This is a genomic window from Iodobacter violaceini (assembly GCF_011601265.1).
In the GTDB taxonomy this organism is placed as follows: domain Bacteria; phylum Pseudomonadota; class Gammaproteobacteria; order Burkholderiales; family Chitinibacteraceae; genus Iodobacter; species Iodobacter violaceini.
The window spans coordinates 1-15159 of the sequence record NZ_JAAOLX010000010.1 but is presented as its reverse complement, the minus strand read 5'-3'; the positions used below and the strand labels follow the sequence as shown (position 1 = coordinate 15159).

Sequence of the window (15159 nt, the reverse complement as noted above, 5' to 3'; positions counted from 1 at the left end):
GGAACCGGCAGCGTTATTCATCTGCAGCAAATAGTGCTCATTTCTTGATGTATTGATTTAATTTCGTAAAAAATAGCCATTAAAACTGGAATTAATCGCCTACCCATGGTGGGTTTCGCAGGCTTACTATCAGGCAAGTATTTTTAAACTGCTTGCTGGAGCTGACATGAAAAAAACACTTTTGGGCGCAATCCTGGCGCTGTCTTTACCTGTGGCAGCACAAGCGGGTGAGCTGACAGCAAGAGCAGGGGATGGTTTTTTTGGTGCGTCTTATGAAGGCAGCTTGCTTTTATTGACTACCAGTGCAGACTGGCTCACCAATGATGGCACAGGCAATATCGGCTCGCTGGGCCTGGGTGTGCAGGCGCCACTGGGGATTGCCAAGCTTAAAGCAGGCGGCAAGCTGGTTTATATGAATTTTAATCATCAGGATAACCATTACGCGGCCGCTTTGGGTGGCGGTGTGGATATTCCTGTTGGTGCATTTACGATTTATGGCCAGGGCTATTTTGCACCATCGGGCCTGGCTTCTGATGGCGTGGATCATTACAAAGAAATGCGTGCAGGCGTGCGCTGGAATATGACTAAGATGGTATCGCTGGATGCGGGCTATCAGTATGGCCATATGAAAGGTAAAGATGGAAACCGCTCAGTGACGGTAGCTGATGGTCTCTATGTGGGTGCACAGCTTAACTTCTGATTTCAGAAGTCAGCGATAAAAAAACGCAGCGGTGGGCTGCGTTTTTTTATGTGCGGGATGCCATGACAAGCTGTTTTAGTGAGGGTTGATAACTAATCAATCTCTCTGATCACCCGTATTTTCATCGTCATCCCCACCATCAGCAGTGCCAGCAGCAGGCCAAATACCGGCAGCACCCACTGGATGCTGATATGCATCGCAAATAAGGCGGTAACCAGAGCATAGGAGAGCGGGGCGAGGCCCATGGATGCCATTGAGTTCAGGCTCATAATCCGCCCCAGCTTTTGCCTGTCGGTGTAATGCTGGATCAGCGACATCATCGGCACATTATTGGCTGCAACGCCCAGCCCGATTAAAACTTGCAGCGCTAATGCTGCGGGCAGCCAGGTAGCGAGTGCCAAAGAGGCCAGCAGCAGGCCTTCGATGGCAATCACCACGGTAATCATCAGCAGGCGTTTTTGGGTAGGCGGGTAGAGGGTAAGCAGCAGCCCGCCCAGCACCATGCCCGCCGCAAAAGCGCTTTGCATAAAGGAAAGCGTACTGGCGCTGCCTTGTAAAAGATCCGTTACCACCAGCGGCACGCCTAACCCCAGCGGGCCCATAAAGAGTAAATTGGCCGCAGCATAAACCAGCATCAGGGTCCGCAGCACGGGCGTTTGAATCATGTACTGCATGCCTTCTTTCAGCTCGCTGAGCATGCTGAATCGCTTGCGGCCAGCCAGTAAGGCGGGCTCTTTGATCAGTGCCATGGCAATCAGCCCGGCCAGCAACATGATGGCGGTGAGCGAAAATACGGTTTCATAGCTGAATAAAGCCAGCATAGTGCCACCCAGCACCGGGCCAAACACCAGCCCTGCCTGATTCGTCGTCAGCATGATGGAGTTGGCGCGGGTTAAATCACTGTCGGCCACAATATTGGGGACAAGTGCATCGCGTGCAGGCCAGAAAAAAGCATCCAGTGCGCCATAAATCAGCGCAAAGCCAACCATCACACCCATGCTGAGCTGATCACTGGCAACAATCCCCACCAGCACCATCAGCAGCAGCACCCGCAGGCCCACCGAGGCCAGAATAATATGGCTGCGCTTCATCCGGTCGGCCAGCACGCCGCCTACCGCCATCAGCATAATGCGGGGCACTGATCCGGCGATCATCACCAGCCCCAGCTGTTCTTTTGCCCCCAGGGTTTTGATTACCAGCCATGTTTCGGCCAGCATGGCGATGGCGAGTGCAAAGTTGCTGATCAGGCTGGCCAGCCAGAGCAAAAGGAAATTGCGATTGCGCAATAGTGCAGGAGCTTGCTTCATAGATCTCAGAATCAGTATGTTAAAATGCGTCAAACATCTTAAGCGCAGTCGCTGCCAGAGCGTTATGCTCTGCTTGCGTATTTGCCTCACACTATTCCTCTTTACATTTCATCCTTTAAAAGGAAATCACCATGGCTTTTCGTAAGATGACCGAGCTTGAATTAGCGGGTAAAAAAGTACTGATCCGTGCCGATCTGAATGTGCCGGTAAAAGACGGTGTGATTGGTGATGACACCCGTATCCGCGCATCGATCCCAACGATCGAAGCCGCTTTGCAAGCCGGTGCCGGCGTGATTGTGATGAGCCATCTGGGCCGCCCGACTGAAGGCGAATTTCAGCCTGCCGATGATCTCGCCCCTGTAGCTAAACGCCTTGGCGAACTCATGGGCAGGGACGTGGCTGTGGTGAATGATTTCAACGGTTTTGTAGTTAAAGCCGGCGAGCTGGTACTGCTGCAAAACGTGCGCTGCAATAAAGGCGAAAAGAAAAACGCTGACGAGCTGGGCAAGGCCTACGCTGCGTTGTGCGATGTATTTGTAAACGATGCCTTTGGTACAGCGCACCGCGCCGAAGCATCTACCCACGCCGTGGCTAAATTTGCACCCGTCGCAGCTGCTGGCCTGTTGATGGCGGGCGAGCTGGATGCTTTGGGCAAAGCACTGAAAGCCCCGGCTTCACCACTGGTGGCCATTGTGGCGGGCTCTAAGGTATCTACCAAGCTGACCATTCTGGAATCTTTGTCAGATAAAGTGGACTACCTGATCGTGGGCGGCGGCATTGCCAATACATTTTTACTGGCCGAAGGCCGTGAAGTGGGTAAATCCTTAGCCGAAGCCGATCTGGTGGATAACGCCAAGCGCGTAATCGCCAAAATCCGCGCCCGTGGCGGCGATGTGCCTTTGCCAACAGATGTAGTGGTTGGCAAGCAATTCTCTCCAACCGAGCCTGCTGTTGTTAAAGCGATTGCCGATGTGGCCAGCGATGATATGATTTTTGATATCGGCCCGGATACCGCAGCACGCCTGGCTGAAGTATTAAAAACCGCAGGTACCATTGTCTGGAATGGCCCGGTTGGCGTGTTTGAGTTTGACCAGTTTGGCAAAGGTACTGAAGTGCTGGCCCGCGCCATTGCCGCATCGCCAGCGTTCTCGATTGCCGGTGGTGGCGACACCCTGGCCGCTGTGGCTAAGTATGATATTGCTGATGATGTCAGCTATATCTCTACCGGCGGTGGTGCCTTCCTTGAATTCCTCGAAGGCAAAGTATTGCCAGCCGTAGAGATTCTGGAACAGCGCGGCGCTTAAGTTGCGCCAGCACAATTGCCATACAAGGACGTATCGGTAGACGGCAGTTCAGCTCTATCAGTAAGATCAACGCCAGCAAGCATGCTGGCGTTTTTTTCGTCTGTTCTACTTTGACAAGAGGATTCGCTATGACCACCCGCCCCCCTTTTATCAAGCACTGGCAAGAAATCCAGGAGGAAGATAAGGCCTGTTATGCCAATAGCTCAGAGAAACTATCGATAGGCTCGCCTTTTGGCCGCACTTTTGGCCTGACCCGTCTTGGTATTCATCACGAAGTATTGCCGCCAGGCCGCCGCACCTCGTGGCCGCATTCAGAAAAAACCGAAGAAGAATTTGTTTACGTCATTGAAGGCACCCCGGATTGCTGGGTGGATGGGGTGCTGCATCGCTTAGCGCCAGGGGATGGCGTGGGTTTTGTGCCAGGCACAGGCATTGCCCATACCTTTATTAATAATACCGGCAGCGATGTGCGCCTGCTGGTTGTGGGTGACACCAACCGGGCAGACAATCAAGTGGATTACCCGCTGGACGCCAGGAAAAATCTCGCTAATGGCGATTTTCACTGGCACGACGCGCCAAAGCAGCCGCTGGGTGATCACGATGGTTTGCCCGATCAGCTGCGCGCATCAAACGGGCCCTTTTGATGGAAGGGAAAGTTTAAGGTAAACAGATTTAAATCAGGCGCTAAAACGGCTGCAAAGTGGTTTTAGCGTTTTCCCGAATGACGTTACTCCCGATTGGATGCGGCTGCGTGGGATACTAATATGTGTTGCATCGCAGCAACAATATTCCGGATCTTCGTCATGTCACTCGTATCCCTTCGCCAAGTTCTTGACCACGCCGCCGAACACGGTTATGGCGTACCTGCTTTTAACGTCAATAACCTCGAACAAGTTCAGGCTATTTTGCAAGCCGCCGATGCCACATCCAGCCCGGTGATCCTGCAGGCCAGTGCCGGTGCGCGTAAATATGCAGGCGAGCAGTTTTTAAAAACGCTGATCGAAGGCGCAGTAGCCAGCTACCCGCATCTGCCTGTTGTGATGCATCAGGATCACGGCGTAAGCCCCGCAGTATGTATGACCGCCATTAAAATGGGCTTTACCAGCGTGATGATGGATGGCTCCTTGCTGCAAGACGGCAAGACCCCGTCTGACTACGCCTACAATGCGGCAGTGACTGCCGAAGTGGTACGCATGGCGCATGCCTGTGGCGTATCAGTAGAGGGCGAGCTGGGCTGCCTGGGGAGTTTGGAAACCGGCATGGGCGAAGAAGAAGACGGCGTAGGCGCCAACCGCGTATTAAGCCACGCCGAAATGCTGACTGATCCGCAAGAAGCGCTGGCCTTTGTAAAAGCCACCGGCGTAGATGCCCTGGCCATTGCCATTGGCACCAGCCACGGCGCGTATAAATTTACCAAACCACCTTGCGGCGAAGTGCTGGCCATTGATCGCGTGCGTGAAATTAACGCCGCCATCCCCGATGTGCATCTGGTGATGCACGGCTCATCCAGCGTGCCGCAAGAATTGCTGGAAGAAATGCGTAAATACGGCGGTGAGCTGAAACCTACATGGGGAGTTCCCGTAGAAGAAATCCGCCGCGCCATTCAGTACGGCGTACGTAAAATCAATATCGACACCGATTTGCGCCTCGCCATGACCGCCGCCATCCGCCGTCATTTAGCCATGAACCCCGCAGATTTCGACCCCCGCGCCTACCTGAAACCCGCCATCAGCGCCATGCGCTCAGTATGCGAAGCCCGCTACGACGCCTTTGGCGCAGCCGGGATGGCAGAAAAAATGAAACCCGTATCGCTGGAGAAAATGGCGCAGCGGTATAACAAAGCATAAATATTTTAATGGCAAGAACTTAAAAGGGAGTGCACGAAACTGCACTCCCTTTTTGCATTTAGCGCAGCGTATCTTTAGGGTATGCCATTTAAATATTGGTGCTGGCTGACTTTTATCTTACAATATGCGCAGAATTTTGTTTGCATGCTGGTATGCCTAAGCAAAAACCAAGCTGCCCCTATCGATTCAATTTATTTCCTCAATTCATAATAATGGCTTAGCCCTGGTGCATGAGAGGATATGGAGTGTCCGCGTGTTACGTCGACTGATTGCAATTCTGTGTTTGAGTATTTTAACTTCATGCGGTGGGGGTGGGGGGGATAGCAGTTCTGGGTCAGGCCCATCAAATACCGGTTCAAAGCCGCCAACTGTTCCTGCTAACCCAAGTCCGGCACTTACTTTTTCGCCTTCAGTATTGCGGGCAAATGTTCAGCCAGGTGTGTCGGCGACGGTGAGTATGCAGGCAAGTGTGAACGATCTGCTGACCTTTGCCACTGCAAATGGTAGCGTTGCCCCTGTTTATATTTATATCGTTGATAGCAAACAGGTATTAAGCAAAGATTTTGGTTTATCTAATCTGACTCCTACACTGTTTTCGACCACATTTCATACGTCAGCAAATCTTACAGTGGGCCAGCATACTGGAACATTACAGGTACAAATTTGCAAGGACGTACAGTGCGCCGCCCAGTACGCAGGCTCACCAGTGGACTTGCCGTATGAAATAGTGGTGAATAACTATTCGCTCACCAGCAGGATGGAAACCAGCCCTCAAGCGACAATGCATCTTGGTGGAGCAGCGCCTGATGCGAGTGTATTCGTCAATGCGGAGGGGCAGGAATGGTCTGCTCGCAGCGAGGCATCCTGGCTAAAAGTGAGCACAGAAAAACGACGCGGCTCAGGAGTTATGTCTGTAAGTTTTGTTTCAGCAGGGCTGGCACCTGGCAATTATTCAGCTAATATCATAGTCAGCAACACGACTGGCCAAACCAATGTATTGCCTTTTAATCTTACTATCTTACCTAAGCAAGTTGACTTTCCAACCCCGACACCAACTCCAGTACCATCAACTCCAACAGCATCGGGCCCAAGCAGCGTCACCCCACCTATTGAGCCCCCTGCAGAAATCAGGATTACGAGTGCCATTCCTCAGTTTACTGCTGTAAACGGTGAGCCGATTGCAGGGCAGGCGGTTTCTTTTGTGCTGACTTACCGGCCTTTTGCACAATGGTCTGCAAGCACAACGGCCTCATGGTTGCCAGGCTCCCCTCTCTCTGGCACAACTCAAGGCAGCGTTATGCTGCGCCCAGACCCAAGCATTGCAAAGTTAGCCAGTGGAACGTACTCAACCGATTTATTGCTGACTTCGTCTGGAGGTTTGAGTCGTAAAGTCAGTGTGGGCTTAACATTGCTTCCCGCAAGCTTGACTGTCTCAGAATCGTCCATTCTTTTGGGGGGAGATAATGGGCGTGATTATTCGGTCAAAACACTAAATATTCGCCTGAATACCGGCAGTAACGCTTTTCCCTGGGTATTAAGCGACTTGCCAGACTGGGTAACTACAACAACACCATCTGGCACGGTGAGTCAAAAAGGGGCAACACTTAGTTTTGGTTTGGATCTCAATAAACTACCCTACGGCTCTTCTTCTGCAGCAGCAATGATTACAGTCACTGTAAACGGAGATAAAATTTCCGTCCCGATTACGATTAACGCTAATCGGGACCAGCAAAAATTACTGGCATCGGAGTGGGGCATTGGTTTATCGAGTACACCAACTGGTGATGTGACGAGCCGAAGTATCAAAATTAGCGATAATTTTGCTGGCAATACCGCTTGGACGGCCACATCGGATAGTGCTTGGTTGAGCGTTACTCCCAGCGGCACTACGGGTAAAACTACCGATCTCGTAATGAAGGCAATCCAGGCAAGCTTGCAAATGGATCGCTAAGCTACGCCAACATCTCCGTGAAAACCAATGTGGCAGGGGTGGATCCCGCCCTGATTAAAGTCGCTATTTGGAAGGACAGCGCGGGTGCTGTGGCGATGAACAAATTGCCAATAAATTACAGCACGATTATTGCAGATAAAATTCGTCCGTATATTTATGCTCATAACGGGGGGACATCGATCGATGTTTATCATGCCTTTACCGCTAAAAAAATCTTTACCATTAATAATGTAGCGGCCAATGTAGCAGGCATGGCTGTATCGCCAGATGGCAGCCGCTTGTTTGTGCTGGATACAGCCAATCCTGCTTTAGCCGTGATTGATTTATCCACTATGAAGCTAAGCGCCACTTGGAGCACAAAGGGTGCCAATAGTTCGACTATGCCCCTACTGGCAATGCGTTCCAATGATGTTGATTTTGTGCTGCTGGGCAATGGAATGGCGTTACGCGATGGGCTTAGCCTGGGGAGAACGGGGATGAGTGCGGGTTACTACTCGCAGGCGGGTGCAATGAGCGCAATGGCTGACGGGAGTGCCGTGTATATTCAAGATTCTGGTATGAGCCCAGCATCATCGGCTGTATATCACATTACTTACTCTGCCATAGGTGGGGGGATGTTGATGGTCAAGCCTGGGTCGAGGTCTTCTGGGCTGGGAGGATCAAACGGAAAGGATATTGCTATAAGCTTGGATGGTACACGTCTCTATCTGGCATCTGGTTATCCTTATCAATGCACGGTCGCCGATCTCTATACCATGAGTAAAACGGGTTCATTGCCTGGCGGAGATGCCTATCCGAATAATGTTGAAGTGAGCAATGACGGGCGAGTGATTTGTGGCATATTTGGCTGGTATTCAAAAGCTGATTTTTGGGTGTACTCTGCAAATGGGGCGCAACTGGCCAGCTATAAAATTGCCGGTTATGGAAGAGCTCTTCAAGACCGGCAACTGGTCATGACGCCTGATGGCTTAATTGTTGCCGCGCTAACAGATGATCCATTACTGGCTTTTGTAGCGATTGGCTTGTAAAGATTGAATTAATTAAATCGATATTTAGAAACAAGCACACCAAAATGGTGTGCTTGTTTGCATTTCAGTTTAGTAACTGGAAACAGAGTAAAGTTAAATCTAATTTCTTTGGCTCTGAGAATGTTAAACATAGGAATTAAACTTGTTCTGATCCAAGTTATACGCTGAGTTATTCCTGCTCTGTGTATCACTGATACTCAAGGCCATTTACTGGGTGAATATCAGGCAGATGGCAAGCCTGTGCAGGAAACAATTTGGCTGGGCGATACGCCGGTATCTGTGCTTAGCATTGCGGGTGCCAGCACTAACATCAGCTATATCTGGGCCGATCACCTGGGCACGCCCCGCCAGATTACTGATCCAGCCAGCAAACAAATCCTCTGGCGCTGGGATGGCGAGCCATTTGGCAATAGCCTGGCTGACGAAGACCCAAGTAAAACGGGTAAAAAGTTCAGCTACAACCTGCGCTTCCCCGGCCAGTATTTTGATAAAGAAACCGGCAAACACTACAACTACTTCCGGGATTACGATCCGGCTACCGGCCGGTATATTCAATCTGACCCGATTGGTTTGGCGGGTGGGATTAATACTTATGGGTATGTGGGGGGGAATCCAGTTAGTTATACCGACTCACGAGGTCTTGCTGCTATTCCATGGAATGTAGCATTACCTGCAGCAGGTACTGCGGCTGCCGCGGACGGGCCTTTGCCTGTAGGGGATGTAGTTGGAGTCGCAATCATTGTTGGTACAGCAATTTATAATGCTTGTGAAAAGACTGATAATAAATGTCCTCCTTGCAAAACAGTTACAGGCAAAATTGTTCCCGTTGGAACAATTGCATATCGGCCATTAGATGTTATTCCAGAAAATGAGATGCAGCATGGTGTTTATGGCTCACATCATAATATATTTGAAGCTAATCAAATTCCATCAAATTGCAATTGTTTTTGGGCAAAGAAAAATTATGTACTTAAGCCTGATCAACTACTTCCTGGTTCAATTCCAATTGAACAATTTATTAAATAGTGAGAACCATGTTTATGAAATATTTTGGGACAGGAAGTACAATTAAACTTGGTGACCAAGTTGTTGCTGATGGAGTGGAGGGGGTTGTTATTTGTGATTATGAGTCTCAATTGTGCCTTTCAGGGTATGAGTCCTGGCTAACCATGGAGAAGTTGGCAAATGGCGATATTTTTTCTGGAGGAGTTATGGTGAAGACGGAAGAGTACGGATTTCTTTATTATTCCAGAGCAGATATAGACCTATTACCTCGAAAATAATGTTATTACCTTCTGGGCAGATTGGTTTTATCAATCTGTGCTGACGATCATTAAATAGGTTGTCAAAATGGTGGCGGGTTACGCCTAGAGCTAACCCGCAATACTCCACGGTGGGCTTTGTAGCTTATGCCAAAGCTTACAAAGCCCAAATACCCAATAAATGTTGAGTAAATAGTACGGCATCAGCAATTTACGCCACATCGAAGACATTAACGCCCCGCAGCGCAGCCAGGAATATAGCTACGATCTGCTCGACCGGCTAAATCTGGCTGTCAGTAATAACAGCTCGTTTAATTATTTTTATGACTTTAACGGCAACCGTACCGACCAAACCGTGGGGGCGGGGACTACAAATTATAAGCACGCTGACAATAGCAACCGCCTGCTCTCATCCAGCGGGGCCAATAAAGCCACTTATACTTACGATGCGGCAGGTAATCGCGCTAACGATAATGGCTGGCTGCTGACTTATAACAACGCTGGCCGCTTAGTTAAATCCAGCAAAGGCACAGTGGCGGTCAGCTATAGCTATAACGCGCTCGGGCAAAGAGTAGGAAAAACCTCAGCAACCGGCTCTAGCCTGTTTGTTTACGATCAGCAAGGCCATTTACTGGGTGAATATCAAGCCGATGGCAAGCCGGTGCAGGAAACCATTTGGCTGGGTGATACGCCGGTAGCTGTGCTAAGCACAACGGGCGCAAGCGCTAACATCAGCTATATCTGGGCCGATCACCTCGGCACACCCCGCCAGATTACTGATCCAGCCAGCAAACAAATCCTCTGGCGCTGGGATGGCGAGCCATTTGGCAATAGCTTGGCTGACGAAGACCCAAGTAAGACAGGTAAAAAGTTCAGCTACAACCTGCGCTTCCCCGGCCAGTATTTTGATAAAGAAACCGGCAAGCACTACAACTACTTCCGGGATTACGATCCGGCTACCGGCAGGTATATTCAATCAGACCCGATTGGGTTGGCTGGCGGGATTAATACTTATGGGTATGTGGGCGGGAATCCGCTGAACGCTATTGATCCTAATGGATTGGCTGGCGTGCGTCCTAGTGGTCCAATGTCTGGAGTTCCAAATAAAGGGGATGGTTGTAAGGTTCCAAGAGCTCCAGACTTTGTAAACTTCCAACTTGATCTTTATGTTTTCAGTGTTTGGGGTACTTTCTCTAGGGACGGACACTCTTTTGCTGGGGGAGGATTTAATAGAGGGTATTCAAATCCGTTAAACCTGAATGCCAGCGTTTCGGCTGGCTGGCTGAATACTTGGACGGTAAAACCAGGTCAAACAAATGGTTTTCTTTCTGGTTATGCTGGTGGAGGAAATGCTGCATATACAGGAGTCGGCGGTGGACTGGTTTATTCTCCTGGTAGTGGCACTGCAACAGTTGTTGGTGTCGGGGTAGGATATGCTTATGGCTCTGCAGCGCAATTAGCTGGAGGTCCCGGTGGTGGATATACCAAAGATCAAGGCGAAACAGGAATAAGCTGGGATCCTGCCGCATTAAAATGTGGTTGTGACAAATAAACCGGGGGGTTTATGTTTATTGGTGGTTACAAGCGTGATGGCACAAAAGAAAAAATTAAACCATGGGTCTTTGTATGCGTTGGAGTGACTTTCTTTCTTGTTATTCTTGTGCTCGTATTTCGTGATTAAACCTCATCACGGGTATCTGTAATAAGTAATAAGCTGCCGCGCTTCGCTTGTCGGCCAGCTCAATGGCGGCACACTAAAAACCGTGTGCCGCCATTGAGCTGGCTTTGTCTTTTGTACTGAATAAATCACGTGTTGGTATTTGTCTCATTCTCGCTCAGCAGCCATTCCTTCAAATCAGCAGACAGTTTGATTCGCGCATTTGATCTTTGCAGTTGTTCTAAGCGTTTCACGCCCGCGTTCTCTTGTCGCAGCTCGGTAGGTTGGGCTAAAGCTTTATCAGCCCAACATTTGCATCATGGAATTGTTGGGCTGATCGGTCACCAGCCCAAGCTGCAGAGCTTTTAACTATTATTACGATTTAAGCGGCAACCGTACCGACCAAACCGTTGGGGCGGGGACTACAAATTATAAGCACGCTGACAATAGCAACCGCCTGCTTTCATCCAGCGGGGCGAACAAAGCCACTTACACTTACGATGCGGCAGGGAATCGCGCTAACGATAATGGCTGGCTGCTGACTTATAACAACGCTGGCCGCTTAGTTAAATCCAGCAAAGGCACGGTGGCGGTCAGCTATAGCTATAACGCGCTTGGGCAAAGGGTACAAAAAACCTCAGCAACCGGCACTACCTTGTTTGCTTATGATACTCAGGGGCATTTGCTGGGTGAGTATCAAGCCGATGGCAAGCCGGTGCAGGAAACAATTTGGCTGGGCGATACGCCGGTGGCAGTGCTTAGCACAACGGGCGCAAGCACTAACATCAGCTATATTTGGGCCGATCACCTGGGCACGCCTCGCCAGATTACTGATCCAGCCAGCAAACAAATCCTCTGGCGCTGGGATGGCGAGCCATTTGGCAATAGCCTGGCGGACGAAGACCCAAGTAAAACAGGTAAAAAACTCAGCTACAACCTGCGCTTCCCCGGCCAGTATTTTGATAAAGAAACCGGCAAGCATTACAACTACTTCCGGGATTACGATCCGGCTACCGGCCGGTATATTCAATCTGACCCGATTGGTTTGGCGGGAGGGATTAATACTTATGGGTATGTTGGGGGGAATCCACTGAGTTCTACGGACCCGACAGGTGAAGCTGCTACATTAACTTGGTGTTTGGGAGGGCCATGGGGATGTGCTGCTGGGGTTGGTTCGTTGATCCTTATGTCTCCACCGGGGCAGAAAGTACTTAAAGATTTTGCTAAAAATATTGCTGATCTTTGCAAAAAGAATGATGACGATAAGTGCGATGCAACTATGTCGCGAGCTGAAGCAATGGCTGCGGCATATAGCTGGGCAGGAATTTCTTCTTCCGGTGATGATGCTAATCCCATTCCATGGAGTAACTTTAATTTTCCGGCGGGCATGAGTAAGGGAGGGCGGCCTTTTGGGGATTTTATGCGAAAAAATAATGCCCCACCTTATGGTTATGGCACTCCTGATGGGGCATCAGTGACGGAGCATCCGTTTGCTCATCCTGATCAGCCAGGACCCGCCCATCATAATTGTCCACACTTCCACGCTCGAAACACGAGGGGTGTGGAACGACTTTTTACTTACAAAAATTGAATTGAAAATATTTGGAGCTACTCATGAGAAAAGAATTCTCCCACCGTGTTGATGATCAATTGGATGGATATATTCCGTTCAATACTGATACCCCTGATGGAGCCACAATTTTTATGAAAGTCGATGAAGCTGGAAATTTTTGTCTCAGTGCTAATGCTGATGGTTTTCTGCATATGGCTCGTATCTGTGCTGAATTGGCTCTTGGAAATTTCCCTTGTGGATATCATTTTCATAAAAACTTTAATTTTAAACATTCGTTAGATGAGGCTGGTACCCAATTTACCTTCAGACTTGTTGAACTAGGGGAGTTATAAGGGGGGAGCCCAGCAGGGCTCTGGTTAGTTTTATCAACCCGCGCTGATATTCATTAAATAGACTGTCTGCATTAATCACTTCTCAGACTGCAAAAATAGTGGCGGGTTAGGCTTAGGGCTAACCCGCCATACACCTGAATAACTGGGGTCAGAGTAAAGTTAAATCTAATTTCTTTGGCTCTGAGAATGTTAAATAAAGGAATTAAACTTTTTCTGATCCAAGTTATACGCTGAGTTAGTCCTGCTTTGTGTATCAATGATACTCAGGGTCATTTACTGGGTGAATATCAGGCAGATGACAAGCCGGTGCAGGAAATCATTTGGCTGGGCGATACGCCGGTAGCCGTGGTCAGCACAACGGGCGCAAGTGCTAACATCAGCTATATTTGGGCCGATCACCTCGGCACGCCCCGCCAGATTACTGACCCAGCCAGCAAACAAATCCTCTGGCGCTGGGATGGCGAGCCCTTCGGCAACAGCCTGGCTGACGAAGACCCAAGTAAGACAGGTAAAAAGTTCAGCTACAACCTGCGCTTCCCCGGCCAGTATTTTGATAAAGAAACCGGCAAGCACTACAACTACTTCCGGGATTACGATCCGGCGACAGGCAGGTATATTGAATCTGACCCGATTGGTTTGGCGGGCGGGATTAATACTTATGGGTATGTTGGGGGGAATCCTATTGGATATATAGATCCGTTAGGCCTTGCCTACAAATGTAAAACCATATTAAAAATGCCAGGTTTTGATTTACAGAACTGTACAGATGATGGCCAAAATCCGAGTGAGCAACAGGCTAAAGATGCGGTAAGAGTGTCAGATAGTGAACTTGATAATGCCTGCAAAAAAAATGGCTATAAAGATGCTCATGATATGGTAATCCCCCCATTTTTAATCGGGGTTAAAAGTAGAGCTATGCCGCAAGTGCTAATTTTTGTTTTGGCGTAATGCCACCCAAAGCCATATTCGGTCTTTCGTTATTGTAAGTCCACAGCCAACTCGTGCCAAACTCTTGCACTTCGGCAATTGAATCAAATAAATATTGATTTAGCCAATCGTAACGCACGGTTCGGTTGTAGCGTTCAACGTAGGCATTCTGTTGTGGATTGCCTGGCTGAATGTGCTCCAGCCGAATACCTTGCTGGGCGGCCCAATTCAGCAAGGTGACGCTAATATATTCAGGGCCATTGTCACTACGAATGGCTTTCGGTTTGCCTCGCCATTCAATGATTTGCTCTAACGTCCGTACCACGCGTTCCGCCGGCAAGGACAGGTCTATTTCCATTGCTAAATCTTCGCGATTAAAGTCATCAATCACATTTAACAAACGATAGCTGCGACCATCGGCCAACTGATCGTGCATAAAATCCATTGACCAGCACTCATTGATTTGCGCTGGCACGGCGAGCGGCTCAGGCTTGGCGCGAATCAAGCGTTTATGCGGTTTGATTCGCAGATTGAGCGCCAACTGGCGGTAAATTCGATACACCCGTTTGTGATTCCAGTGCTGACCTTTCACATTCCGCAAATACAAAAAACACAGCCCAAATCCCCAGTTACGCTGATTCTGCGTCAAGGTGATGAGCTGATCAGCAATCTCTCGATTGACACTCGATTGCTGACTCACATAGCGATAACAGGTTGGGCTGATGCCGAACGCCAAGCAGGCCAAAGCAATGGTTGCGCGTTGTTCTTTGACTACTCGCCGTGCCATCTCGCGCCGCCGAGATGGCTTTACCACTTTTTTTCGAGCGCTTCCCGGACGATTTCAGCCTTCAGGCGTTCTTCGGCATACATCTTTTTGAGGCGGCGATTTTCGTCTTCGAGCTCTTTAAGGCGCGCCATCATGGAGGCGTCCATGCCACCAAATTTGGCACGCCATTTGTAAAACGTCGCTGAGCTAAAGCCGTGCTCACGGCACAGTTCAGCTACCGGGCTACCGCCTTCGGCTTGCTTAAGAATGGCGATGATTTGGCTGTCAGTAAAGCGGGATGATTTCATGTAAAACTTCCTCAAATTCATTAGGAGAAAATTCTACTTCTAACAACGATTATTTGGTGGGGGGATTACCATATGAAGAATGATTTAAAGTTAAACTCAAGAAGCGATATATTTTCAGATAAGGATGGAAATATGTATTCTGGCCCACGAAAAGGGACGGGGATTCCAAAGTATTTAAATATGAATGTAAATGGTTG

Annotated in this window: 14 protein-coding genes and 1 pseudogene; 13 read left to right on the top strand and 2 right to left on the bottom strand. The window is 49.3% G+C overall.

Annotation, left to right across the window (positions count from 1 at the left end):
* Nucleotides 1-166 precede the first annotated feature (166 nt).
* Nucleotides 167-700, top strand: coding sequence for a YfaZ family outer membrane protein (locus HA050_RS17320; protein ID WP_166828938.1), 534 nt, complete (start codon nt 167-169; stop codon nt 698-700).
* A 92-nt stretch (nt 701-792) separates the two neighbouring features.
* Here HA050_RS17320 and HA050_RS17315 read toward each other — a convergent pair whose 3' ends face one another.
* Nucleotides 793-2007: an MFS transporter gene (locus HA050_RS17315; protein WP_166828935.1), complete on the bottom strand. Its 1215-nt coding sequence runs from the start codon at nt 2005-2007 to the stop codon at nt 793-795.
* Nucleotides 2008-2138: 131 nt separating this feature from the next.
* Here HA050_RS17315 and HA050_RS17310 point away from each other — a divergent pair, with 131 nt between their 5' ends.
* The 11 genes and pseudogenes from HA050_RS17310 to HA050_RS17260 all read left to right on the top strand — a co-directional run bounded on the left by HA050_RS17310 (nt 2139) and on the right by HA050_RS17260 (nt 13909).
* The gene (locus HA050_RS17310) at nt 2139-3311 is read left to right on the top strand and encodes a phosphoglycerate kinase (protein WP_166828932.1); all 1173 of its coding nucleotides are present in this window, start codon (nt 2139-2141) and stop codon (nt 3309-3311) included.
* 128 nt (nt 3312-3439) lie between these two features.
* On the top strand, nt 3440-3955 hold the full coding sequence (locus tag HA050_RS17305) for a cupin domain-containing protein (protein WP_166828929.1): 516 nt from the start codon (nt 3440-3442) through the stop codon (nt 3953-3955).
* Between the two features lie 159 nt (nt 3956-4114).
* Nucleotides 4115-5158 carry a class II fructose-bisphosphate aldolase gene (gene fba, locus HA050_RS17300; RefSeq protein WP_166828926.1) on the top strand — a complete coding sequence of 348 codons (1044 nt, stop codon included), beginning with the start codon at nt 4115-4117 and terminating at the stop codon, nt 5156-5158.
* 469 nt (nt 5159-5627) lie between these two features.
* Entirely contained in the window at nt 5628-7109 is a 1482-nt protein-coding gene (locus tag HA050_RS17295) for a BACON domain-containing protein (RefSeq protein WP_166828923.1), read from the top strand.
* Between the two features lie 17 nt (nt 7110-7126).
* Nucleotides 7127-8137 (top strand): YncE family protein, encoded by a 1011-nt coding sequence (locus HA050_RS17290; RefSeq protein WP_166828920.1) that lies wholly within the window; start codon nt 7127-7129, stop codon nt 8135-8137.
* 240 nt (nt 8138-8377) lie between these two features.
* Nucleotides 8378-9163, top strand: a complete 786-nt coding sequence (locus HA050_RS17285) for an RHS repeat domain-containing protein (protein WP_308418914.1) — start codon at nt 8378-8380, stop codon at nt 9161-9163.
* Nucleotides 9164-9171: 8 nt separating this feature from the next.
* Complete coding sequence (locus tag HA050_RS17280) at nt 9172-9420, top strand: hypothetical protein (RefSeq protein ID WP_166828917.1); 249 nt, start codon at nt 9172-9174, stop codon at nt 9418-9420.
* 181 nt (nt 9421-9601) lie between these two features.
* Nucleotides 9602-10951: an RHS repeat-associated core domain-containing protein gene (locus HA050_RS17275; protein ID WP_501037373.1), complete on the top strand. Its 1350-nt coding sequence runs from the start codon at nt 9602-9604 to the stop codon at nt 10949-10951.
* Nucleotides 10952-11429: 478 nt separating this feature from the next.
* Nucleotides 11430-12647, top strand: a pseudogene (locus HA050_RS17270) (RHS repeat domain-containing protein); the annotation flags it as partial.
* Between the two features lie 23 nt (nt 12648-12670).
* Nucleotides 12671-12961, top strand: coding sequence for a hypothetical protein (locus HA050_RS17265; RefSeq protein ID WP_166828912.1), 291 nt, complete (start codon nt 12671-12673; stop codon nt 12959-12961).
* A gap of 246 nt (nt 12962-13207) precedes the next feature.
* Nucleotides 13208-13909 (top strand): RHS repeat domain-containing protein, encoded by a 702-nt coding sequence (locus HA050_RS17260; protein ID WP_166828910.1) that lies wholly within the window; start codon nt 13208-13210, stop codon nt 13907-13909.
* Here the strand turns inward: HA050_RS17260 and HA050_RS17255 are convergent.
* Nucleotides 13875-14962, bottom strand: a protein-coding gene (locus HA050_RS17255) for an IS3 family transposase (RefSeq protein ID WP_166828907.1) whose coding sequence is annotated in 2 segments (ribosomal slippage) — nt 13875-14710 and nt 14710-14962 — 1089 coding nt in all. Because the reading frame shifts where the segments join, the coding sequence is not laid out codon by codon here. The two genes, HA050_RS17260 and HA050_RS17255, sit on opposite strands and share 35 nt — an antisense overlap.
* 72 nt (nt 14963-15034) lie before the next feature.
* On the opposite strand from HA050_RS17255, the gene HA050_RS22730 reads away from it, so the two are divergent.
* Nucleotides 15035-15159, top strand: a 125-nt coding sequence (locus HA050_RS22730) for a polymorphic toxin type 33 domain-containing protein (RefSeq protein WP_501037372.1), incomplete at its 3' end; no start/stop codon positions are given.